Source organism: Streptomyces sirii (genome assembly GCF_045690365.1).
Classification (GTDB): domain Bacteria; phylum Actinomycetota; class Actinomycetes; order Streptomycetales; family Streptomycetaceae; genus Streptomyces; species Streptomyces sirii.
Genome location: NZ_CP147982.1, coordinates 5,997,418 through 6,019,976, shown reverse-complemented (window position 1 = coordinate 6,019,976; position 22,559 = coordinate 5,997,418). Strand labels below are relative to the sequence as shown.

Sequence of the window (22,559 nt, the reverse complement as noted above, 5' to 3'; positions counted from 1 at the left end):
CCGATCCGGGAAGGCGCGCACTACGCGCTGAGCTCGTCCTGGAGCGCCGCACGCAGCCGAGCCGCGCGCTCCGCCACCTCTGGCGGCCCCAGCTCGACGGCGCGCGCACACCAGGCCTGCGCCTCCGCGAGCGCGCCGCGCCGGGCGGCGATCAGCGCCAGCCGCAGGGCGGCCCGGCCGTGCCCGGCCTCGGCGGCCCGCTGCCACCACAGAGCCGCCTCGGGAAGGCTGCCCTCCCGGGCCAGCAGCAGCCCGAGGTTGAAGGCGCCGTTGCGGCTGCCGGACTCGGCCGCCGTGCGGTACCAGTCCGCGGCCTCGGCCAGCTCGCCACGAGCCGCCGCGAACATGCCAACCCGTACCTGGGCGCGGCGATGGCCCTGCCGGGCGGCACGCTCGTACCACTGCATGCTCTCGTCGTCCGCCGCCCGCTCACTGTCGGCCAGCCCCTCACCCGCCGCCGCGGCCCTGCGGTCCAGCAGGTCCGCGAGCCGGAAGGCCGCCTCGGCACTGCCGCCGCCAGCCGCACAGCGCAGATTGCGCTCCGCGCGCTGGAGCTCGCCGTCCCGCAGCTGCACGATGGCGACCTGCAGCGCCGCCTCCGTGTGCCCGGCCGCGGCCGCCCGCTCGTACCAGGTGTGCGCCATCCGCTCCTCGCCGCGCCCGGCGAAGAGGATGCCGAGGTTGAACGCGGCATCCACACTGCCCGCCTCGGCCGCCTTGGAGAACCACGGCTCGGCCCCCGAGGCGTCGCCGCGCTGCAGCAGCAGGATGGCCAGCGCGTTGGCGGCCTCGCGGTGCCCGGCGTAGGCGGCGCGGCGGTACCACTGCTCGCCGCGCCCGGCCCGGCCCTGCCGGGCGCACAACAAGCCGATGTTGTACGCCCCGTTGACGTCCCCGGCGTCCAGCGCGACGCGGTACCAGCGCTCGGCGCTCTGCAGCTCACCGCGCTCGGCGTGCAGCGCGCCCAGCGCGTTGGCGGCGTTGCCGTCGCCGTCCTGGGCGGCGCGCCGCCACCACTCCGCGGCGCTCTCCTCGTCGCCGGCGTCGCGCAGCAGGTAGCCCAGCGCACAGGCCGCGCGCGCCTCGCCGTCCTTGGCGGCGGACAGGTACCAGCGGCCCGCCTCCTGGACGTCGCCGCGGTCCTCCAGGAGTGCGCCCAGCTGCAGCGCCGCCCTGCGGTGGCCGCGCGCGGCGGCCTGGCGGTACCACTGCTCGGCCTCCTCCTGCTGGTTCAGCTCGCCGTAGGCGGTGGCCGCCCGGCGGTCGTCGCGGCCGTCCTCGATCAGCCGGGCGAGGCGGTAGGCGGCCTCGCGGTGGCCGCGCTCGGCGGCCGCCCGGAACCAGCGCTCGGCGCCGATGTCGCCGCGGTGCTCCAGCAGGTCGGCGAGGGCGTACGCGCCCAGGCAGTGGCCCGACTCGGCGGACTGGCGCAGCCAGTACTCGGCGGCCGGCTCGTCGCCGCGCTCGCGGTAGTGCCGCCCCAGGGCGTGCGCGGCGGCGGCGGATCCGGCGACGGCGGCGATCCGCCACCAGCCGGCCGCCTCGTCCCCGTAGCCGCGCTGGTGCAGCAGTACGCCGAGGTTGTTGGCCGCGGCGCGGTCCCCGGCGGCGGCCGCGGAGCGCAGATGCGGCTCGGCGCCGTCGAGGTCACCGCGGCGCAGCAGCACCGCGCCGAGTGCGCTCATCGCGGCGGTGTCGCCCGCCTCGGCCGCCCGGCGGTAGCCGGTCTCGGTCACGGCATCGGAGGCTTCGGCGGCCTCCATCGCGTCCATCTGCAGCTCGGATTCGCGCCCGTCGTCGGGCGCATGCACAAACCGGTCCGTCTCCAACAACCTTGCCTTGTCCCCCATAAGACCCATCGTCGCATCACCTGTAACCCGCGTACACCTGGTATACCGCAGCCAGTGAGGTCACTTCAGCGGTTTGTCGACTTCCCGACACGGCGACTTGTCAAACTCAAGCACACAGGTTCCCTACATAGGCCGCGCGACCCGGCCTTCCTCAGGATCGACCCGAACGCATGACGAAGGCCCGGATCCGTTCGGATCCAGGCCTTCGGCTTTCCGTAGCGGGGACAGGATTTGAACCTGCGACCTCTGGGTTATGAGCCCAGCGAGCTACCGAGCTGCTCCACCCCGCGTCGTTGTGCCATCAATCTATCACGGCACAGGGCCGGCCCCCGCAGTGGCGCGGCCCCGTGGCCGCCGGTTGCACACCGGCGGCCACGGGGCCCAGAGACCACCGCCGGCGACTCAGTCGCCCGACTTGCCGCCCTTCTCGGACGCCTTCGCGGCCCGGTCCAGCGCCGCCTTGAGCTTCTTCTGGGCCTCGCCGTAAGCGCCCCAGTCGCCCGCCACGCGCGCCTTCTCGCCTTCCTCATAGGCCTTCTGGGCGTCGGACAGGGCCTGCTGCACCGTCTGGTTCGAGGGCGGCTGCTGGCCGGTGTCACCGCCGCCCGGCGGCTTCTCCGTGCCCGAACTGGGCGCCTTCTTCCCGAAGACCACGTCCAGCGCGTCCTTGAGGGAGTCCTCCAGGACCGGCTTGTTGTCGCCGTAGCTCACCAACACCTTCTTCAGCAGGGGGTAGTTGGTGTTGGCGCCGCGCAGGTACACCGGTTCGACGTAGAGCAGTCCGCCGTCCAGTGGAACGGTCAGCAGATTGCCGTACTCGATCTCCGAATCGCCGAACTTCTTGAGGATGTTGAGCTCGTTGGCGATGACCGGATCGGAGTTGAACTTCGACTGCACCAGCTGCGGACCGGGGACCGGGGTCTGCGCGGGCAGTTTCAGCAGCCTGATCTTGCCGTAGTCGCCGCTGGTCGCATTGGCGTCGACGGCCATGAAGGCGCCGAGGTTGTCCTTCTTGTTCGGCGTGAAGGTCGTCGTCAGCGAGAAGGTCTGATCCTTCTGATCCGGCATCTTCATGCTCAGGTAGTACGGCGGTACCGCGTTGCCCGACTTGGTCGTCGGGTCGCTGGGGATCTGCCAGCGCTCGGAGCCGGTGTAGAAGGTCCCCGGGTCCGTGACGTGGTACGTGGTCAGCAGCTGGCGCTGCACCTTGAAGAGGTCCTGCGGGTAGCGCAGGTGCTCCTTGAGCGCCGGGCTGATGGCGCTCTTCTTCTCGACCGTGCCAGGGAAGGCGTTCATCCAGGTCTTGAGGACCGGGTCCTTCTCGTCCCACTGGTAGAGCTTGACCGAGCCGTCGTAGGCGTCGACCGTCGCCTTGACGGAGTTGCGGATGTAGTTGACCTGGTTCTGCTGGGCCACCACCGCCCGCTGCCCGTCGGTGAGCGAGTCGGCCGTGGTGTCCCCGAGCGTGGTGCGCGAGGCGTACGGATAGCCGTCGCTGGTGGTGTAGGCGTCCACGATCCACTTGATCCGGCCGTCGATGACCGCCGGATAGGCGTCGCCGTCGATGGTCAGCCAGGGGGCGACGGACTCGACGCGCTCCTTGGGCGTGCGGTTGTACAGGATCCGCGAGCCGTCGCCGATCGCGCCGGAGTAGAGGATCTGCGGCTCCCCGAACGCCACCGCGTACGCGGCGCGATTGATCGGGTTGGCGAGGTTGACCCCGCTGTCGCCCTGGTAGCTGTAGCTCTTCTCGCCCCTGTCGTCGGAGTAGTCCAGCTCCTTTTGCGGACCGCCGACGATGGAGTACTGCGTGGTCTTCTCGCCGTAGTACACCCGCTGCTCGTGCTTGGGGAGCTGCCCCTTGGCGGGCAGATCCGACTCGGTGTACTTCGGACCGCCGCCGTCGGCGGCCTCGGTGCCCTTGGCGGCGACCGCGCCGTAGCCGTGGGTGTACTTGAAGTGGTCGTTGATCCAGTTGCGCTCGGGGATGCCGGCGATGTTCAGCTCGCGCAGACCGATGACGGTGTCCTGCTCGGCGCCGTCCTGGTCCTTGTACCGGTCGACGTCGAGGGTGGACGGGAACTGGTAGTACGCCCGCACCTGCTGCTGTTGCTGGAAGGCCGGCGAGACCACGTTCGGGTCCAGCAGCCGCATGCTGGCGGTGGTGTCGGCGTTGTCACGCAGCCGCTGGCCGTCCTCCTTGCTGGTGGGCTTGTAGTCGCCCTTGTACGGCGTGACCTCGGCGTCCTGGATGTCGTACGCGTCCCGGGTCGCCTTGATGTTCTGCTTGATGTACGGCGCTTCCTTGGCCTGCTCGTTCGGCTGGACCTGGAACTTCTGCACGATGGCCGGATACAGCCCGCCGATCAGGATCGCCGAGAGCACCATCAGGCCGAAGCCGATCACCGGCAGCTGCCAGGTACGCCGCCAGAGCGTCGCGAAGAACAGCACCGCGCAGATCGCCGCGATGAAGAACAGGATGGTCTTCGCCGGGAGGTAGGCGTTGGCGTCCACATAGCGCAGGCCCGCCCAGTTCTCGGCCGACTTCAGGCCGCTGGACTTCACCGCGAGTCCGTACCGGTCGAGCCAGTACGCGACCGCCTTGAGCGAGACGAAGAGGCCCAGCAGCACCGACAGATGGCCGGTGGCCGCGGCCGTCGCCCGCGAACCGGGGCTGGTCAACCGCAGTCCGCCGTAGAGGTAGTGCGTCAGCGCGGCGGCCACCAGGCACAGCACCGCGCAGGCGAAGCCGAAGCTCAGCAGGAAGCGGTACCAGGGCAGGTCGAACGCGTAGAACGAGACGTCCATGCCGAACTGCGGGTCCGTCTTGCCGAACGGGACGCCGTTGACCCACTGCAGCCACGTGCGCCACTCACCGGACGCGGAGGCGCCGGCGATCAGACCGACCACCGCCGTGATGGCGATCAGCGCCCACTTCTTGAAGGGCGCGATGCTCATCCGATAGCGGTCCAGGCTCTGCTGCTCCATGGACATCGCGCTCAGCGGCGGCCGCAGGCGGTGCGCCAGCCAGACGTTGAAGCCGACGGCCACGGCCATCAGGACGCCGAAGACGGCGAAGAGGCCGATCTTCGTCGTCAGGGTGGTGGTGAAGACCGAGGAGTACTTGACCGAGCGATACCACAGCCAATCGGTCCAAAACCCCGCAAACATCACGAAGAGCATGGCCAGTACGGCCAGCACACCCAATGTCATGAGCAGGGTCCGGATCCGCCGCGATGGTCGGCCGACTCTGATCCGTGGCCCTGTGGGGCCTCCGCCGCGGTCCGGCATCTGGAAAGCCAAGGTGCGCACCTCGAAGTTCGCTGTCGTGTGGAGCAGGCCCGGCGATAGTAGGACCCACTGATGCAACTTACGAAGGCTTTACTCGGTTCCCGATTTCCGGGGTGGACAAGGCACGATGTTGAGCATGACCAACCTCCCCGTTGACGGCACCCCGCTCGCCGCCGACCCGCTGACCCGCGCGGTACTCGAAATCGATGAGTACAGCGCCGGGCTCGGCTGGGATCAGCCCGCCCGACTGTTCGCCCTCGTCGACACCGCCAAGCTGCGTGCGCAGGAGCCCTCGCTCGCCGCCCAGCTCGGCATCGACGACTCCACCACCGCTTCCCTGACCCCCGTGGAACAGGACGAGATCCCGGCCGGTGTGCCGCTCGACGAGTTCCTGGGCACCATCGCCTGGCCGGACGCCGTCACCGGCTGTGCGCTGACCGTGGAGCGGCTGATGCTGCCGCCGTCCGCCGAGGACTCCGAGCCCGAGGGCATGGACGAGGCGCAGCTCGCCAAGTGGGTCGCCAAGCACCCGGACCGCCAGGAGGTCCGGATGACGGTGGCCGTGCTGCGCGACGGCTCCCGCGAATCGGCGCTGCGCCTGCGCGAGAAGGACTCCACCGCCGAGGTCCTCACCGGCTCGGCGCTCGTACCGGGCCTCGCCGACGCGCTCTCCGCGACCTTCGAGGCCTGACGCGACGCCGCGTAACGGCCCTGGGGGCGTCTTCCTCGGGCGCGCCCTGAGGAAGTCCTCCCTGGGGAAGGCTTCCTAGGACCGGCCTGCCGGGCTGCAGCTCGGCAGGCCGGCGAGGTCGCCCTTGCGGATCTTCTCCAGCGCCTTGACGGCGTCGCCTATCGTGTCGACCTTCACCAGGCGCAGCCCGCTCGGGGTGCCCTTGGCGGCGGTGGCGCAGTTGTCCTTCGGTGTCAGGAAGAACTCCGCACCCTTGTCGCGCGCGCCGACCGTCTTCATCGAAATGCCGCCGATCGGGCCGACCTTGCCCTTGTCGTCGATCGTGCCCGTACCGGCCACGAACCTGCCGCCGGTCATGTTCCCGGGCGTGAGCTTGTCGACGATGCCGAGCGCGAACATCAGCCCGGCGCTCGGGCCGCCGACGTCGGCCAGCTTGATGTCGATGGGGAACGGGAAGATGTGGTCCACGTCGGCCTGGATGCCCACGATGGCGCGGCCGTCGTCCGCCTTCTGGGTCGTGATCGAGATCTGCTGCGCGCCGGTCTCGGGCCGCTTGCCCCGCTTCTCGGCCGCGGCCGCCACCTTGGCCGGGATGATCGTGAAGACGACCTTCTCACCGGGCTTGTGCTTGGTGACGAGCTTGGCGACATCGCCCGCCTGCTCGACCTCCGTGCCGTCCACCGCCTTGATCACATCGCCCGCGTGCAGCCGCCCGTCGGCCGGCTTGTCCTTGACGACGGAACCGACGACGGTCTGCGTGCCGACCGGCACGTTCAGCTGCTTGAGGGCGGAGACCTTGGCGCTCTCCTGGGACTGGCTGAACTCCTCGGCGTTCTCCTGATCGGCCTGCTCGGCCGTCTGCCCCTCGGGGTAGAGCGTCTTGTGCGGCACCACGGCGCTGTCGTGGTCGAGCCAACCGTAGAGCGCCTCGAAGAGGTTCATGGTGTAGTCGGGGCCCGTGACCCGGACGGTGGTCATGTTCAGATGACCGGTCGTCGGATAGGTCTTGCGCTCGGAGATCTGCAGCACCGGCTCGCCGTCGTGATCGCCGAGAGTGTTCACCGTCGGCCCCGGAGACATCTCCGCGTACGGCACGGGGAACAGCACCCCCGCGCAGAGCAGCGCGATCAGCATCAGGAACGAGGCGAGCAGCGTCGCGGTGCGGCGTGGCATGGAACGACAGTACGGGACGGGTATGACAACCGGCCCGCGGGGCCGTCCGTCCGGGGTCGAACACCCGACCGCACGCCGACGCGGGCACGCGCCCCGGATTGCTACTGCGTATGGATGACGGCGCTCAGACCGAGTCGGAGCCGGCCGGGGCGGGCTCGGAAGCGGAATGCTCTCTCTCCATCGCGTCACGGAACCGGGCGTAGCCCGCCAGCTCCGCCACATCGCCGGATTTGCGGTGACGCAGGGCCCAGCTGCTCCAGAGTGCGGCGACCAGCCCGGCACCAACCGGAATCAGCAACCACAGGAGCGCACCCATCAGCGACCTCCCAACCCCTTGCACGACCGCAATCGACGAATAAGCAGATTAACCATCTGCCCGGTCAACGCTCACGCCAGGGGGCGGGTTACGCAACCGGAACGCGCGACACCGGTTCGGCCCCGCGTTCGAGCACTGTCGCCTCGGAGCCAAGGGCCGCCGCCCCCGTACTTAGGAGGCTCCTACCCACTCCTCGGTTCCATCCACGAACATCTGGTGCTTCCAGATCGGAACCTCGTGCTTGAGGTCGTCGATCAGCTTGCGGCAGGCCTCGAACGCCTCGCCCCGGTGGGGGCAGGACACCGCCGCGACCACTGCCAGGTCGCCGATGCTCAGGTCGCCCACCCGGTGGACGGCGGCCAGTGCCCGCACCGGGTACTCGGCGACGACCTTCTCGGCGATCCGGCGCATCTCCGCCACGGCCGTCGGGTGCGCGGAGTACCCCAGGCGATCGACGTCGGCACCGTTGTCGTGCGAGCGGACCGTGCCGACGAACAGGGCCGTGCCGCCGGCGGCCGCGTCCCCCACGGCCGTGAAGACCTCGTCCAGCGACAGCGCGGTGTCGCGGATATCCAGGAGCCGGATCGGGTCCGCGGCGGCCCGCTCACCGGGGTGGTCGCGGCCGGGCGTCGAAGAGAAGGGCGTGCCAGACATACCTCCATCGTGCCGTAACCGCGGGGACGCTGGGAATGGCGGTTTCCGCCGGTCGTCCCAGCCGTCGTATGGAGACTCCTCCAGGCCGGCCGGCGCTGCCGCTCAGATCCGCCGGCGGGCCTTGCGGGCGCGCCGCACCAGCGCGGCCGTTCCCAGGAGCGCGACGGTGGCGCCGGCGGCACCCGCGGCGGTGGCGTCCTTGCGGCCCAGCCGGCGGCCGGCGACGGTGTGCCGTCCGGCGACCTCCTCCAGCAGCTCGGCGAGCACCTCCTCGTTCGTCCACCGGGGCCGCCAGCCCGCGTCGTGCAGCCGGCTGCCGCTGACCACCCAGGGGTGCATCGTGTAGGCGAGGTCCCCCGCGGGCGACGGCGTCAGGCCGATGCGGTGCAGCCGGGCGGCGGCGCCCAGGGCCACCGAGGACGGCAGCTCCATCCGCCGGATGCCGGACAGCTCCTCGATCTCCTCCTGCTCCAGCCAGCCGTCGCAGCCCACCGCCAGCTCGCCGTCGACCTTCTCCAGGGCCGCGTACTCCAGGGCGCTGACCAGGTCGTCGACATGGCAGAACTGCCAGGCGGGACGGGATCCGGCGACGACCAGGAGACGGGGGGACTCGAAGTAGCGGGTCAGCGCGGTGTCGGTGCCGCCCACCAGGACGGTGGGGCGCAGCACGGTGACGTTCAGGCCCGGGTGCGCCCGGGGCGCGCGGCGCGCCAGGTGCTCGATCTCCAGGAGGTCGCCGACGCCGGTGGCGTCCGCGGTGGCCCGCAGCTCGGCGTCCTCGGCCAGCGGAACATCGTTGTCGGGCAGCGCCCCGTAGACCATGGCGGAGGTGCACAGCACCACCCGGTGGACGCCGGCGGCCGCGGCGGCGGTGAGCACGGTCTGGGTGCCGCGCACGTTGTAGGCGGTGCGCGCGGTGTCGTCGGTCCCCAGGTCGAGGTCGAGCGCCAGGTGGACCACGACGTCCGCGCCGCGCAGCTTGTCGGCGATCGCGGGGTCGCGCACGTCCAGGACGTGCCAGTGCGCCTCGGCGACGTCGCCGCGCCGCTCGTCGATGGCCACCACCTGCTTGACCTCGTCGGAGGCGACCAGGGCACGGGTGAGCTGCGCGCCGACTCCGGAGGCGGCTCCGGTGACGGCGACGACGGGCCGGCGCAGCGGCCGGTCGGGGGCGCCGCCTGCGGTGTCGCCTGCCTTCTCGGTCTGGGCCGCAGCGTTTCGCGCTGCGCGAACGGTCGGATCTGGGGAACTCACCGGGCGTCTCCAGCGGTTGTCTTCAGTGCGGACGCGTGCTGACGCGTCCGCACCAGGTGGCTCCATCCTGCCGCAGCCACCGGGACAGCGAAGCACCGAGCCCCGAAGCGGTCCTGGTGTCTACGCTGGAGGTGATGTCGGGCAGCCGCCGTCGGCCACCTGGTCGGCGGCCCTACGAGCCGAGGAAACCCGTGAGTGACACCCCATTTGGATTCGGCCTTCCGCCGGAGGAGCCGGAGGACGGCGACAACGGCAAGAAGAAGGGCGGCCAGGGAGGTAGCCAGGGCCCCGCGGACCCGTTCGGGTTCGGCGGCGGGAGCGGCGGCGCGGACAATCCGTTCGCGGCGCTCTTCGGCGGCATGGGCGGCCCTGGTGGCGAAATGAACCCTGGCGATCTGGGAGCCGCCTTCCAGAAGCTCGGCCAGATGCTCTCGTACGAGGGCGGCCCGGTGAACTGGGACATGGCCAAGGACATCGCGCGACAGACCGTCGCGCAGGGCGCCGAGAACGGCAGCAAGGACGCGAGCCTGTCGCCGGGCGAGCGCACAGCCGTGGAGGAGGCCGTGCGGCTGGCGGATCTGTGGCTGGACGGTGTCACGTCGCTGCCGTCGGGCTCCGGCTCGGTGGTGGCCTGGAGCCGCGCCGAGTGGGTCGAGGAGACCCTGCCGGTGTGGAAGGACCTGGTCAATCCGCTCGCCGAGCGCGTCGGGTCGGCCATGGGCGATGTGCTGCCCGGGGAGATGCAGGCCATGGCGGGCCCGCTGCTCGGGATGATGCGCTCCATGGGCGGCGCGATGTTCGGCACCCAGATCGGCCAGGCGCTGGGCGTCCTGGCCGGCGAGGTCGTCGGATCGACGGACATCGGGCTGCCGCTCGGACCGGCCGGCAAGGCCGCGCTGCTCCCGGTGAACATCGCCACGTTCGGCGAGGGCCTGGGTGTGCCGGCGGAGGAGGTGCGGCTGTATCTGGCCCTGCGCGAGGCCGCCCACCAGCGGCTCTTCGCCCATGTGCCGTGGCTGCGCTCGCATCTGTTCGGTGCCGTCGAGGGCTATGCGCGCGGCATCAAGGTCGACACGACCAAGCTGGAGGACGTGGTCGGCCAGATCGACCCGCAGCATCCGGAGGAGCTGCAGAACGCACTCCAGCAGGGCATGTTCCAGCCCGAGGACACCCCGGAGCAGAAGGCCGCGCTGGCCCGGCTGGAGACCGCACTGGCGCTCGTCGAGGGCTGGGTGGACGCGGTGGTGCACGCCGCCGCCAAGCCGCATCTGCCCTCGGCGGACAAGCTGCGGGAGACCCTGCGGCGGCGCCGGGCCAGCGGTGGCCCCGCCGAGCAGACCTTCTCGACCCTGATCGGTCTCCAGCTGCGTCCGCGGCGGCTGCGGGACGCCTCGCGGCTGTGGGCGTCGCTCACGGACGCGCGGGGCCTGGAGGGCCGCGACGGCCTGTGGGAGCACCCGGACATGCTGCCGACGGCGGCCGATCTGGACGATCCGGACGGATTTGTGCACCACGAGCAGCCGGACTTCTCCGAGCTCGACAAGATGCTCGGCGAGGCCGCGAGCGGCGGCCGGCCGGATCTGGGCAAGCCCGCCCAGGAGGGCGACGGCCCCGATGCGGCACCGGGCGAGAGCAAGGGTGACGACGGCAAGTGAGTCTGCACGCGGATGCGGCGCGGGTGCTCAAGGAGTGGCCCGCGCCGTCGCCCGATCAGGAGCGGCTGCGGCTGGCGTATCTGGATCACCTCGCCGCCTATCAGGACGGCATGTGGAAGCCCTGCAAGGACGGGCATCTCACGGCGAGCGCGCTGGTGATCGACCCGGCCGGCGGCCGGGTGCTGCTCACCCTGCACCGCAAGCTGGAGATGTGGCTGCAGATGGGCGGCCACTGCGAGCCCGAGGACGCCTCGCTGGCGGACGCGGCGCTGCGTGAGGCGCGCGAGGAGTCGGGCATCGCCCAGGGGCTGACACTGCTGCCCGGAGGCCCGGTGCGGCTGGATCGCCATCAGACGCCCTGCGCGGTGCATCTGGACGTCCAGTACGCGGCGCTGGCGCCCGAGGGGGCGGTGGCGGCGATCAGCGAGGAGTCGCTGGACCTGCGCTGGTTCGGCTACGACGAGGTGCCCGGCGTCGCCGATGCGTCGGTGGCGCGCCTGGTGGAGCGCGCCCGGGCGCTGCTGTAGACGACCGGCGACCGTATCCGGCGCCCACCCGCTGCGAGGCGGGCGGGCGCCGGACGGGCGCCGGCGGCGGGTCAGTTGGTGAAGATGTTGCCCTGGTTCTGTCCCCGGGCGCCCTGCTGGCCCATGCCGAACTGGGCCGCCATACCGGAGCCGATGACGGCGTTCTGCGGCGGCAGCAGCTCGCTGGGCTGGACCAGCACATAGCCCTGGCCCAGGAAGCTCAGCTCCCAGCCCTCGCCGGTGTTGCCGCGTCGCCGCCACACGCCGGAGGAGTGGGTCTGCGCCTGCATCTGCACCCGCAGCGAGGCGGACCAGGCGACCACGGCGTCGGCGTCGGCGTTGACGTACTTGTCCGGCGTGACCTGCAGCATCAGCGGCTCGCCCGAGGTCATCAGGGCGACCTTGCCCTGCCCGGAGATGTTGAGCTGGTACTTGCCGGTGCCGGAGATGCCGTACTGGCTGTCGACGGAGACGGCCTCCCAGTGGAGGCCGGAGTCCAGCGCCAGGACATAGCTGCTGTCAACCGTCAGACCGTCGTGGTCGACGTCGACGACATGCACGTACTGGGCGAGGTTGGCCAGATAGACCGTGCCCTGCCCGGAGACGCGCATCAGGTCGAGGCCCTCGCCGGAGTAGGCGCGGGTGCGCTGCTGCCCGGGCGTCTGGTAGGTGCCGTCGAATTCGAGCAGTCCCTGGTAGGCGACCATCGACCCCTTGCGGGCCAGGACGTCCTCGTGGCCCTGGAGGGCGACGCGCAGCAGCTGGCTGTTCTGCAGGGCGTAGCGGTCCTGGGTCTGTGCCTCGGTGAAGGCGAAAAGCGGACTCTGCATGGCGTGTTCGGTCCTCCCCCTCAGCCCCGGGCCCGGAGCCGGTCGGTGCTGTCCTCGCTGGGCTGGACGACGACGAACCCCTGGCCGGAGAAGCCGAGTTGGTACGCCTCGCCGCTGCCGCGCCCGATCATCGAGGACGCCTTGAAGCTGCGCTTGCCCTTCATCTTCAGGTGGGTCGACCAGGCGACCAGGGCGTCCGGGTCGACATACGTCTCGTCCTCACCGCGGCCGCAGTCGACGACGATGGGCGTGCCCCGGGAGGTCAGCGCGACCCAGCCGGTGCCGGAGATCCCGACGTTGAAGAGTCCCTGGCCGGCGAACTTCGCCATGCCCTTGACGCGCTGCACGCCCCACTGGAGGTGCGCGTCGAAGGCGAGGAGGTTGGTGCCGTTGACGGAGAGCGAATCGCCGTTGAGGTTGATGCAGACCACGTCGGCGCCGTAGTCGGCCAGATAGAGCAGGCCGTCGCCGGAGCACTTCATCAGGGGCGCGCCCTCGCCCGTGAGCCACTGGGAGGCCATCTGGCGGACGGCGGGTGGGTTCGGCTCGTACTGGACGAAGCCCTCGTAGGCGACCATCGAACCGGTGCGTGCGAAGACGTCCTGGCCGCTCTGCATGGCGATCTTCACCATGGCGCTGCCGTGGTTCTCCATACGGGCGGCGGGCGGGGTCGGGACGTAGCCCGACAGCTGCTGTTGGTTCATGAGTTACGGGCTCCCTCAGACCTCGTAGGGCTGGACGACGATGAAGTTGCCGGGCGCACCGCGGAACTGGAGGTTCACGGTCTCCCCGGAGTGGCCCGGATAGGCGTGCCGGCGCAGGCTCACCTGGCTGGAGATGATCACCTGTGAGGCGGCGGACCAGGCCACGATGGCGTTGGAGTCGGCGAAGGTGGTCGGCGTGACCGGCAGCACGACCGGGGTGCCCTGGGTCTTGACGACGACGGTGCCGGTCCCCTGGAACTGCATGGTGAACAGGGCGCCACCGGGGATGCCGTGGCCCTCGATCCGGCGGACCTCGTGCTGCAGCGACTCGTCGAAGGCGAGGACGGACTCGGCCGACACGCAGATGGCGTCGCCCTGCAGCTCGATGGGGTGCACATGGGCGCCGTTCTCCGCGAAGAAGACCTGGCCCTGGCCGGTGCAGCGCATCAGCTGCATCTCCTGGCCGGTGGCGTTGCCGACGATCCGGCCGCGGAAGCCGGCGCCCTTGTAGCCGAAGTCGACCTTGCCCTGGTAGAGCACCATGCTGCCCTGGCGGGCGAGCACCGGCTGGCCGTCGACACCGAGGTCGACGCGGATCAGCTTGCTGTTCTGCGGCGCCCAGCGCTGGCCCGTGGGGGCTTCCTTGTACTTGTCCAGTACGACGCCGAGGCCGGGGCCGCCGCCCTGGGGGACCGCGGCCTGGCCGCCGGGGTAGGGGACACCCGGAGGCTGCTGTCCCGGCTGGCCGTACGGGGCGGGCTGGCCCGGGAACTGGGGCTGGCCGTACGGGGGTGCCTGCGGGACCTGCTGGCCGGGGAAGCCGCCGGGCGCGGGCTGCGGCTGGCCGTACGGCTCCTGACCGGGCGCCGGATGGCCGTAGGGGGCGGTCGGCTGCTGCCCGGGCGGCGCCACCGGGCCGGGGGGCGGGGCGAGCGGCGCGGCGATCGTGGGCGCGCTGTGCACCTGCGGGGCGGCGGGCGGCGGGGCCTGCGGCGCGGGGGCCTGCGGGGGCGCAGCCTGCGGGGCGCCCGGCGGCGGGCCGAACTCCGGTGCGGGCTGCGGCGGTGCGGGCGCGGCGGCGGGCGCCGCGAAGGAGGGGGCGGGGGCGGCCTGCCCGGGCGGCGGCGCGAAGCCGGGCACGCCCTGGGCCGGGGCGGGCGGCTCGGGCTGCGCCTCGGCCTCCTCGGCGACCTCGCCGCCGAAGTTCTTCAGCAGCGCCTCCAGACCGCCGTCGAACCCCTGGCCGACCGCGGCGAACCGCCAGACGTCCTTGAGGTAGAAGTCGCCGAGCATCACGGCGCGTTCCGTGCTGAACTCGCTGCCGGTGAAGGAGTAGCGGGCGACCTCTTCGCCGCCGGCCACGATCCGGATGTAGCCGGGGCCGATCTGCGAGACCTGGCCCGCGCCGTCCAGCGCGGCGGTGAAGGAGAGCTTCTGGATGTGCGGCGGGATCTTGTCGAGGGTGACCCGGAAGGACTCGCTGTCGCCGGCCTGCGCGCCGAGCAGCTGTACCGACTCCTCGGGCGACTTGGGCTGGTTGAAGAAGATGAAGTACCGGTCGTCGGAGAGTCGCTCGTCGGCGTCCAGTCCGAAGCAGCTGATGTCGAAGGTCAGGCCGGGTCCGGTGATCTGCACGCCGACGTACAGATCCGTTCCCGCCGTCAGATCACCGATCTTGGCCTTGTGGCCCCGCTGGAATTCCCTGGCCATACGTAACGCCCGTCCCCCGCTCCCGCTGTGAGTTCGTCTGCGTCGCCAGGCTATCCGCTGGCACCGACACCGAGCGATGCCGGGGCGCACCGGATATTCCGCGGGCCGCCACTATTCGGTGCGGGCGGCGGGCAGATGGGGCAGCCGGTCGGCCGCGACCACTCCTTCCAGGTAGCCGCGGGCCCGCTCGGTACGGGGGTAGGACTCCAGCAGGCGCCAGAACCGGGGGCCGTGGCCGGGGACGAGCAGATGGGCGAGCTCGTGCAGCAGGACGTAGTCGATGACGTACTCCGGCATGCCCTGGAGGCGGTGCGAGAGGCGGATGCTGCCCTCTGCCGGGGTGCACGATCCCCAGCGGGTGTTCTGGTTGGTGACCCAGCGCACCGACGCGGGCCTAGCCCGGCCGTCGAGGAACTGCTCCGACAGCCGCTCGGCGCGTTCGGCCAGCTCGCCGTCGCCGAGCATCCGCTTGCTCTCCTGGGCGGCGAGCTTGTCGAGCATGACGGTCACCCAGCGCTGCTCCTCGGCCTCGGACATACGGGCCGGAATCAGGACGACCGTGCGGTCTCCCTCGCGGTACGCGGAGACCGTTCGGCGGCGCCGCGAGCTGCGGCGCACCTCGACCGCGCTCGTGCCCGACCCGCGGGCCTTCGGGCTCGGAGCAGCCCTGCGCGATGTGTCGGCGGCGCGGCGCAGGGGTGTCTCCCCTGAACCGTGAACGGGAGGGTCGGCGGGCACGCGCCCGACGTTACCCGCTGGCCCTGCGGGAAGTCCCGCCCCGCGAGTGGTTCGCCGATGAACCACTCCATGCGCGGACCGTTTGTACGACTAATACCTCCGCTGCCTGTGGATAACTTCGGCCCCGATCCGCCGCAGGGCGCATGCTGAAGGCCGGACGACGAAGGACGGGGGCGGATGGCGTGCATCCGATGCTCAAGCCCGCGCTGCGGCGCGGGTGGCAGAACAGGGAGACGGTGCGGTTCGGGGTGGCGCCGGCCCATGCGATGGTGCTCGGTCCGCTCGACATGGCGACCGGCAGCTTCCTGTCGCTGATCGACGGCACCCGCACCATGCGGCAACTGGTCGCGGAGGCCGCGTTACTGGACCTGCCGCCCGAGCACGCGCGGGGGGTGGTGGACCGGCTCGGCGCCGCCGGTTTGCTGGAGGCATCCACCGCGGGCGGCCCGGCGGCCGCTGCCGTACGGGCCGACCACCCCGCCTTCGAGCAGCTCCGGCCCGACCTGGCCTCCCTCTCGGTGCAGCACCGGGAACCGGCCGGCGCGCTGGGCCGGATGGGAGCGCGCCGGGCGGTCCGGGCCCGGGTCAAAGGCGCGGGGCGGGTGGGCGCGGCGGTCGCGGCGCTGCTCTCGGCCTCCGGGATCGGCCGGGTGGAGGTGTTCGACGGCGGGAAGGTCACGCCCGGGGACGTGGCGCCCGGCGGGCTGCCGGCCGAGCGGATCGGCGAGCAGCGCAAGGAGGCCGCCGAGCGGTTGGTCCAGCAGTCCTCCCCCTGGAGCCGCCGGCCCCGGCCCAGGGTCCCGGTCAGCGAATCCGGCGAGCCCGGACTGTCCCTGGTGGTGCTCGCCCCGCGCGACGGACTCGGCGCGTACGCCCCCGACCCGGTGCTGTCCGAACCGCTGCTCACCGCCGGAATCCCGCATCTTTACGCGGGCGTGATCGAGGGCACGGGTGTGGTGGGTCCGTTGGTGCTGCCCGGTGGTTCGGCCTGCGCCGGCTGCGACGAACTGCGCCGCACGGACGCGGAGCCGGCCTGGCCGCGGCTGCTGGCGCAGTGGCGGTCGGGGCGCGCCTCGCCCGCGGTGCCGGCCTGCGACGCGGCGCTGGCGTCCGCGGTCGCGGGGCTGGCCGCCGTCCAGGCGCTGACCTTCCTCGACGGTGAACTCCCGCCGTGCACAGGGGCGCGGATGGAGCTCGCGCTGCCGTGTGCGAGCGTGCGTACGGTGCGGATCGAGGCACATCCGGAGTGCGGGTGCGGCGCCGCCGCTTCGCTGACTGCGGCGGGCACCTCGGATCCTCGGCCATGACACGCCACAATGACGGAGTAACCCCGGTTGGGGGACAGTGTGAGTTGGAGGGGCGCATGTCTGATCTTCCCCGCAAGGCGGTCACCCGCACCGCCAAGCTGGCCGCGCTGCCACTGGGGTTCGCCGGCCGGGCCACCTGGGGCCTGGGCAAACGCATCGGCGGCAGATCCGCCGAGATCGTCGGCCGCGAGCTCCAACAGCGCACCGCGGAACAGCTCTTCAAGGTGCTCGGTGAGCTCAAGGGCGGAGCGATGAAGTTCGGGCAGGCGCTGTCCGTCTTCGAGTCGGCGCTGCCGGAGGAGATCGCCGGTCCGTACCGCGCCGCCCTGACGAAACTTCAGGAGGCGGCGCCGCCGATGCCGACGAGCACGGTGCACTCCGTCCTCGCGGAGCGGCTCGGCGAGGACTGGCGGGAGCTGTTCGAGGAGTTCGAGGACAAGCCGGCCGCGGCGGCCTCGATCGGGCAGGTGCACCGGGCGGTCTGGCACGACGGCCGCGAGGTGGCGGTCAAGGTGCAGTATCCGGGGGCCGGTCAGGCGCTGCTGTCGGATCTCGCGCAGCTGAGCCGCTTCGCCCGGCTGCTGGGGCCGCTGATCCCCGGTATGGACCTCAAGCCGCTGATCACCGAGCTGCGCGACCGGGTCTCGGAGGAGCTCGACTACTCCCTGGAGGCGCAGGCCCAGCAGACACACGCCGAGGAGTTCGCCGACGATCCGGACGTGGTGGTGCCGGCCGTGGTGCACCAGTGCGACCAGGTGCTGGTGACGGAGTGGATGGACGGGGTGCCGCTGTCCGAGGTGATCTCGGACGGCACCGAAGAGCAGCGGGACCGGGCCGGTCAGCTCCTGGCCCGCTTCCTGTTCTCCGGCCCGGCGCGCACCGGCCTGCTGCACGCCGACCCGCATCCGGGCAACTTCCGGCTGCTGGCCGGGGACTTCCCGGACGGGCCCGCCGAGCAGTGGCGGCTGGGCGTGCTGGACTTCGGCACCGTCGACCGGCTGCCCGACGGGCTGCCGCCGACGATCGGCGCCTCACTGCGGATGACGCTGGACGGCGAGGCGGACGCGGTCTATCAGCAGCTGTGCCAGGAGGGCTTCGTCAAGGAGTCCATCGAGCTGGATCCGGACGCGGTACTGGAGTATCTGCTGCCGATCATCGAGCCCGCCCAGGCGGACGAGTTCACCTTCACCCGGAGCTGGATGCGCCAGCAGGCGGCCCGGGTCGGCGATCCCCGCTCCCCCGCACACCAGTTGGGCAAGCGGCTCAATCTGCCACCCGCGTATCTGCTGATCCACCGAGTCACCCTGAGCACGATCGGGGTGCTGTGCCAGCTGGGCGCGACGGTACGGCTGCGCGACGAGCTGGAGGCGTGGATGCCCGGCTTCGTGGAGGAGGAACCGCCGGCGCCGGACGTCACCGAGGAGGCCGTCGAGGAGACCCCGGCCTGAGCCCGCCGGGCGGATCTCACCACCAGCTCGAATCCAGGCGTCCCTCGATCGCCCGGATGTGCTCCCGTGCGCACTTGTCGCAGAAGTAGCGGCGCTCGCCGTTCTCCACGGAGCAGGTCCAGGTCGGCGGAGCGCCCTCGGCGACCGCGCCACAGCCGGCGCACACCGTGTGCCCGTCGGCCAACTCCGCCTGTTCATGCGTCTTCCGGTCCACCATCCGACGATATCCCCGCCAACCCCGCGAAGCCGGATGCAACGCACCGCGGGGCCCGCCCTCTCGGACGAGCCCCGCGGCGGAGGGGGGCGGTGTCAGGGCACCGCCCTACTGCATCACGGCCATGGCCAGGGCACGGCGGGCCCGGAGCGACGCGCGCTCGGCCCGCCGCTGCATGCGCCGCGCGGCGGCGAGCCGATGAGCCCTGCGTTCGGACTCGGCTTCCCGCAGCCTTTCATGCATATGCGCACGGGCCAGGGCTTCTGGGATGAGTTGCATGGCGTGGTTCCTGTTCTGACGCGACTCGATCACGTCGGCGTTCGCGGGGACGGGGGTGTCGGTGAAGGTGGGGTTCATCGTGGGGTCCTGCTTCTTGGGATCCCGTGTGACGGGACGGTCGATCGTTCCTGTTCCGATGGTGTTCATGCCGCGACCGGGTTCTTGCGCGGACGGCCACGCGGACGCTTCCGGGGCACCACGACGCCCTGGACGAAGAGTTCGCCGCCCCAGACGCCCCACGGCTCACGACGGTCCTTGGCACCGGCGAGGCAGGCCTCACGGACCGGACAGGTCTGGCAGAGCGTCTTGGCGTACTCCACGTCGGCCGGGGACTCGGCGAAGAAGACCTCGGGGTCATAGGTGCGGCACGGGACGGCAGCGCCGAGGCGGTCGATCTCGTCGTCGAGCTCGGTGAGGGGCAGCAAGGGGTTCTCCTGGAGGTCGGGCGGAGGGATCAGGTCGGTGGCTACGGACGGGGTGTGCGTCTGCAGTTGCACGGTGTGTGTTCCTCGTCTGTTTTGGCCCGGCTGGTGGCGGGCGCAATGGGCAAACAAAAGGGCCGCGGATCCCGGTGTGGGTTCCGCGGCCCTGGAAGGTGCCGACCTGATCTGCCGATCAGGCTGGATCTCTCCAGGGTTCGAGGCCGCGGTAGGCCCACATTTCATGCTGCGTCTGGTACTGCTTCCGGGATTCGGCACCATTGGCCGCCGCGATGGCAAAGGCATTCGCCTCAGCCGCCACTGCTACTGCCGCAGGTGCCTCGGTCGGTCGCGCGGTGCGCTCACTGTGCGTCAGCACGGCGAGGGACTCGGGGCGCGCGACCTCGGTACCGGACAGGCGGCCGAAGCCGGACAGACCGGTGCCACGGAGCGAGGAGCCGAGCGTGCAGGTGGCGACGACCGAGAGATCGGTCATTTTGTTGGTCTCGATGAAGCTGATCACTGGGCTCGCCTCCTCTCGGCGTCTCGGTGGAACGGGAGGTCCCGTTCCAGGGTGTTCAAGTACAGCACGGATCCATCGGATCTCGGAAAAGTTTCCGTTGTCTCCGTTGCTTCCGAAGGCTATGGGGATGCGCTCCGCGTGCGCAAACTATTTTTCCGACGAGTTTTCCGCGGGTCCCTCGGACGGGTCTCCCGAGGCTCCCATGAGCTCCTCGCCGGCGCAGATAGCCAGCACATCGCTGCCGTAGCGGTCGAACTTGCGCCGCCCCACTCCTGAGATGACCGCAAGCTCCGATTCGGTTCCCGGAACGGCCTCCGCGATCGCCATCAGGGTCTTGTCGGTGAAGACGCAGTAGGCGGGCTGCCGCGAACGAGCGGCCTGCTCGGCCCGCCACTCGCACAGCCGCTCGTACAGCGCCTCGTCGAGCTCCGAGGGGCAGTCCTCACACCGCATCAGCTTCATCTCGCCGGCGTCCGTCAGCGTTCTGTTGCAGACCCGGCAGCGGGCCGGGCGGCGGTGCGCGGGGCGCTTGGCCACCGCCGCCGCCCCGTCGCCGCGCTCCACGCCGCCCGTGCCAGCGCCGGGCCTGCGGCGCCCCGCGACCGCCCCCGAACCGGGGCGCAGGCCCCGCAGGAAGCGGCTGGCGCTGCGCGAGGCCCGCCCGCCGGGAGAGCGCGCCAGCGACCAGGACAGCCCCAGATGCTGACGGGCGCGGGTCACGCCGACGTACAGGAGGCGGCGCTCCTCCTCGATCTGCTCATCGGTCCTGGCGTAGGTGATCGGCATCATGCCGTCGGTGAGGCCCACCAGAAACACGGCGTCCCACTCCAGGCCCTTGGCGGCGTGCAGGGAGGCGAGCGTCACGCCTTCCACCGTCGGGGCGTGCTGGGTGTTGGCCCGCTCGTCCAGCTCGGCGACCAGGTCGGCGAGCGAGGCGCCGGGCCGGGCCCCGGCGAAGTCCTCGGCGAGCCGTACGAGGGCCGCCAGGGACTCCCAGCGGTCCCGAGCCGCCCCCGAGCCGGCCGGCGGCTCGCCGGTCCAGCCCATGTCGCTGAGCACCGCCCGCACCTCGGACGGCAGATCCACCGCGTCGTCCAGCAGTGTGTCGTTGGCCCCGAAGCGGGCGGCGCCGCGCAGCTTGATGCCGGCCTCGCGCACCTCGGGCCGTTCGAAGAACCGCTCCGCTCCCCGCAGCTGATACGGCACTCCGGCATCGGCCAGCGCCTGCTCGTAGACCTCGGACTGGGCGTTGACGCGGAAGAGCACCGCTATCTCGCTGGCCGGCACACCGGAGGCGATCAGGTCCCGGATGCGGCGGGCGGTGCCCTCCGCCTCGGCCGGCTCGTCGGCGTACTCCGTGTACACCGGCTCGGGTCCGGCCGCGCGCTGCGAGACCAGCTCCAGGCGGTGCTCGGCGGCGCGCCCCTTGGCCTGGGAGAGCAGACCGTTGGCGAGGTGCACGACCTGCGGGCTGGAGCGGTAGTCACGGACGAGCTTGACGACCGTGGCGTTCGGATGGCGGGTGCGGAAGTTGAGGAGGTGGTCGGGGGTGGCGCCGGTGAAGCTGTAGATCGTCTGGCTGGCGTCGCCGACCACACAGAGGCTGTCGCGGTCCCCCAGCCACAGCTCCAGCAGCCGCTGCTGGAGCGGGCTGACGTCCTGGTACTCGTCGACGACGAAGTGCTGGTACTGGGCGCGGACCTGTTCGGCGATGTCGTGCCGGTCCTGCAGCACGCCGACGGTGAGCAGCAGCACGTCCTCGAAGTCGATGGCGCCCCGGTCGCGCTTGAGCTGCTCGTACGTGCCGTAGATCTGCCCGATCTCGGCCGGGTCGCGAGGGGCCTCGCGGGCGGCCTTGGCGACCGCGGCCGGGTAGTCGGCCGGCACGGTCTGGGTGACCTTGGACCATTCGATCTCGGCGGTGACATCGCGCAGCTCGTTGCGGTCGAGCCGGACGCGGCAGCGGGCGGCGGCCTCGGACACGAGCTGGACCTTGCGCTCCAGCAGCCGCGGGACCTCGCCGCCGACCGCCTTCGGCCAGAAGAACTGCAGCTGCCGCAGGGCCGCGGAGTGGAACGTCCGGGCCTGGACCCCGCCGGCGCCGAGCTGGCGCAGTCGGCCGCGCATCTCGCCGGCCGCGCGGGCCGTGAACGTGACCGCGAGCACACTCGCGGGCTGCAGGATCCCGGCCCGCACGCCGTACGCGATCCGGTGGGTGATCGCCCGCGTCTTGCCCGTGCCGGCGCCGGCCAGCACACACACCGGACCGTGCAGAGCCGTCGCGACCTCGCGCTGCTCGGGGTCGAGCCCGTCGAGCACCCCGTCGGCCGAATCAGGCACCGGCGGGAAGAGAGAGGAGTCCGTTGCTGCTGTCACCCCGCCATGCTGCCAGGTCCGCTGAGGCGCCCGGGACGCCTGTCCACAGCCGCAGGGACGCGGTCGTACCGGACGTGGCCGCTGTGGACGGCCGGCGACGTGCGCCGGCGGTATGCCGGAGACTGGGTGCGTCGGCGGTTCCGCGAGGACGGGAATTGCCGGGGCCCGATGTGCGTTGTGCTCCTTGGCCGCGCCGAGTGGGCGGTATGGATCACGACTTACTAAGGAGCGCGGGGCGCATGGCGGGCACTGTGACGATGTACAGCACGACCTGGTGCGGTTACTGCCGTCGGCTGAAGGGCCAGATGGACCGTGAGGGAATCGCGTACACCGAGATCAACATCGAGCAGGACCCGGAGTCCGCGGCGTTCGTGGAGAAGGCCAACGGCGGCAACCAGACGGTGCCGACCGTGCTCTTCGCCGATGGTTCGACGCTGACCAACCCGTCCCTGGCGCAGGTCAAGCAGAAGGTGGGCGCGGCCTGAGGGCCGAGCGCGGCATGGCCGGACACACCGCGTAAGGACACGAACCGGGCGCCCTCGGCGGGAGCCCGGCCGGCCCGGTGTGAGTTCACGCACAGGGCCGTCGGCCGGTCCCGGT

21 protein-coding genes and 1 tRNA gene are annotated in these 22,559 nt (G+C 71.4%); 6 read left to right on the top strand and 16 right to left on the bottom strand.

The genetic code is table 11. The features are described from left to right. Positions 1-20 precede the first annotated feature (20 nt). From WAB15_RS27230 to WAB15_RS27220, 3 genes are all read right to left on the bottom strand, one after another. Positions 21-1,859 carry a sel1 repeat family protein gene (locus WAB15_RS27230; protein ID WP_399149641.1) on the bottom strand — a complete coding sequence of 613 codons (1,839 nt, stop codon included), beginning with the start codon at positions 1,857-1,859 and terminating at the stop codon, positions 21-23. Positions 1,860-2,066: 207 nt separating this feature from the next. Beyond that, a tRNA-Met gene (locus WAB15_RS27225) sits at positions 2,067-2,140 on the bottom strand. A gap of 112 nt (positions 2,141-2,252) precedes the next feature. Then, positions 2,253-5,141: a UPF0182 family protein gene (locus tag WAB15_RS27220; protein ID WP_407289308.1), complete on the bottom strand. Its 2,889-nt coding sequence runs from the start codon at positions 5,139-5,141 to the stop codon at positions 2,253-2,255. Positions 5,142-5,277: 136 nt separating this feature from the next. Here WAB15_RS27220 and WAB15_RS27215 point away from each other — a divergent pair, with 136 nt between their 5' ends. Next, a complete protein-coding gene (locus tag WAB15_RS27215) occupies positions 5,278-5,832 on the top strand; it encodes a PPA1309 family protein (RefSeq protein ID WP_407287855.1) in 555 nt (184 codons plus the stop codon). Between the two features lie 75 nt (positions 5,833-5,907). Here WAB15_RS27215 and WAB15_RS27210 read toward each other — a convergent pair whose 3' ends face one another. The 4 genes from WAB15_RS27210 to WAB15_RS27195 all read right to left on the bottom strand — a co-directional run bounded on the left by WAB15_RS27210 (position 5,908) and on the right by WAB15_RS27195 (position 9,229). Then, positions 5,908-7,005, bottom strand: coding sequence for a PDZ domain-containing protein (locus WAB15_RS27210; RefSeq protein WP_399149643.1), 1,098 nt, complete (start codon positions 7,003-7,005; stop codon positions 5,908-5,910). A 124-nt stretch (positions 7,006-7,129) separates the two neighbouring features. Beyond that, on the bottom strand, positions 7,130-7,321 hold the full coding sequence (locus WAB15_RS27205; protein ID WP_399149644.1) for a hypothetical protein: 192 nt from the start codon (positions 7,319-7,321) through the stop codon (positions 7,130-7,132). A gap of 171 nt (positions 7,322-7,492) precedes the next feature. Beyond that, the gene (locus WAB15_RS27200; protein ID WP_399149645.1) at positions 7,493-7,975 is read right to left on the bottom strand and encodes a molybdenum cofactor biosynthesis protein MoaE; all 483 of its coding nucleotides are present in this window, start codon (positions 7,973-7,975) and stop codon (positions 7,493-7,495) included. A 102-nt stretch (positions 7,976-8,077) separates the two neighbouring features. Continuing rightward, positions 8,078-9,229 (bottom strand): SDR family oxidoreductase, encoded by a 1,152-nt coding sequence (locus WAB15_RS27195; RefSeq protein WP_399149646.1) that lies wholly within the window; start codon positions 9,227-9,229, stop codon positions 8,078-8,080. A gap of 191 nt (positions 9,230-9,420) precedes the next feature. On the opposite strand from WAB15_RS27195, the gene WAB15_RS27190 reads away from it, so the two are divergent. Next, entirely contained in the window at positions 9,421-10,884 is a 1,464-nt protein-coding gene (locus tag WAB15_RS27190; RefSeq protein ID WP_399149647.1) for a zinc-dependent metalloprotease, read from the top strand. Continuing rightward, entirely contained in the window at positions 10,881-11,411 is a 531-nt protein-coding gene (locus WAB15_RS27185) for an NUDIX hydrolase (RefSeq protein ID WP_407287854.1), read from the top strand. The genes WAB15_RS27190 and WAB15_RS27185 overlap by 4 nt, the downstream gene beginning before the upstream one ends. A 71-nt stretch (positions 11,412-11,482) precedes the next feature. On the opposite strand, the gene WAB15_RS27180 is transcribed toward WAB15_RS27185, so the two are convergent. The 4 genes from WAB15_RS27180 to WAB15_RS27165 form a co-directional block, all read right to left on the bottom strand. Then, on the bottom strand, positions 11,483-12,241 hold the full coding sequence (locus tag WAB15_RS27180; RefSeq protein ID WP_399149649.1) for an AIM24 family protein: 759 nt from the start codon (positions 12,239-12,241) through the stop codon (positions 11,483-11,485). A gap of 20 nt (positions 12,242-12,261) precedes the next feature. Then, the gene (locus tag WAB15_RS27175; protein WP_384439147.1) at positions 12,262-12,945 is read right to left on the bottom strand and encodes an AIM24 family protein; all 684 of its coding nucleotides are present in this window, start codon (positions 12,943-12,945) and stop codon (positions 12,262-12,264) included. A 15-nt stretch (positions 12,946-12,960) separates the two neighbouring features. Then, complete coding sequence (locus WAB15_RS27170) at positions 12,961-14,655, bottom strand: TerD family protein (protein WP_407287853.1); 1,695 nt, start codon at positions 14,653-14,655, stop codon at positions 12,961-12,963. Between the two features lie 111 nt (positions 14,656-14,766). Then, a complete protein-coding gene (locus WAB15_RS27165; protein WP_393489055.1) occupies positions 14,767-15,393 on the bottom strand; it encodes a M48 family metallopeptidase in 627 nt (208 codons plus the stop codon). Positions 15,394-15,584: 191 nt separating this feature from the next. Between WAB15_RS27165 and WAB15_RS27160 the strand changes: the two genes are divergently transcribed. Beyond that, positions 15,585-16,700 (top strand): ThiF family adenylyltransferase, encoded by a 1,116-nt coding sequence (locus WAB15_RS27160; protein ID WP_399149723.1) that lies wholly within the window; start codon positions 15,585-15,587, stop codon positions 16,698-16,700. Positions 16,701-16,756: 56 nt separating this feature from the next. Beyond that, the gene (locus WAB15_RS27155; RefSeq protein WP_399149651.1) at positions 16,757-18,148 is read left to right on the top strand and encodes an ABC1 kinase family protein; all 1,392 of its coding nucleotides are present in this window, start codon (positions 16,757-16,759) and stop codon (positions 18,146-18,148) included. 16 nt (positions 18,149-18,164) lie between these two features. Here the strand turns inward: WAB15_RS27155 and WAB15_RS27150 are convergent, their stop codons facing one another. The 5 genes from WAB15_RS27150 to WAB15_RS27130 form a co-directional block, all read right to left on the bottom strand. Further along, a complete protein-coding gene (locus WAB15_RS27150) occupies positions 18,165-18,365 on the bottom strand; it encodes a hypothetical protein (protein WP_384490742.1) in 201 nt (66 codons plus the stop codon). A gap of 105 nt (positions 18,366-18,470) precedes the next feature. Next, on the bottom strand, positions 18,471-18,788 hold the full coding sequence (locus WAB15_RS27145; protein ID WP_399149653.1) for a hypothetical protein: 318 nt from the start codon (positions 18,786-18,788) through the stop codon (positions 18,471-18,473). Next, the gene (locus tag WAB15_RS27140) at positions 18,785-19,138 is read right to left on the bottom strand and encodes a WhiB family transcriptional regulator (protein ID WP_384439129.1); all 354 of its coding nucleotides are present in this window, start codon (positions 19,136-19,138) and stop codon (positions 18,785-18,787) included. Before WAB15_RS27140 ends, WAB15_RS27145 begins: the two co-directional genes overlap by 4 nt. 118 nt (positions 19,139-19,256) lie before the next feature. Continuing rightward, on the bottom strand, positions 19,257-19,583 hold the full coding sequence (locus tag WAB15_RS27135) for a hypothetical protein (protein ID WP_407287852.1): 327 nt from the start codon (positions 19,581-19,583) through the stop codon (positions 19,257-19,259). A 147-nt stretch (positions 19,584-19,730) separates the two neighbouring features. Further along, positions 19,731-21,959: an ATP-dependent DNA helicase UvrD2 gene (locus WAB15_RS27130; protein ID WP_407287851.1), complete on the bottom strand. Its 2,229-nt coding sequence runs from the start codon at positions 21,957-21,959 to the stop codon at positions 19,731-19,733. Between the two features lie 239 nt (positions 21,960-22,198). Here WAB15_RS27130 and WAB15_RS27125 point away from each other — a divergent pair, with 239 nt between their 5' ends. Continuing rightward, the gene (locus WAB15_RS27125; RefSeq protein WP_361314866.1) at positions 22,199-22,444 is read left to right on the top strand and encodes a mycoredoxin; all 246 of its coding nucleotides are present in this window, start codon (positions 22,199-22,201) and stop codon (positions 22,442-22,444) included. Positions 22,445-22,559: the final 115 nt, after the last annotated feature.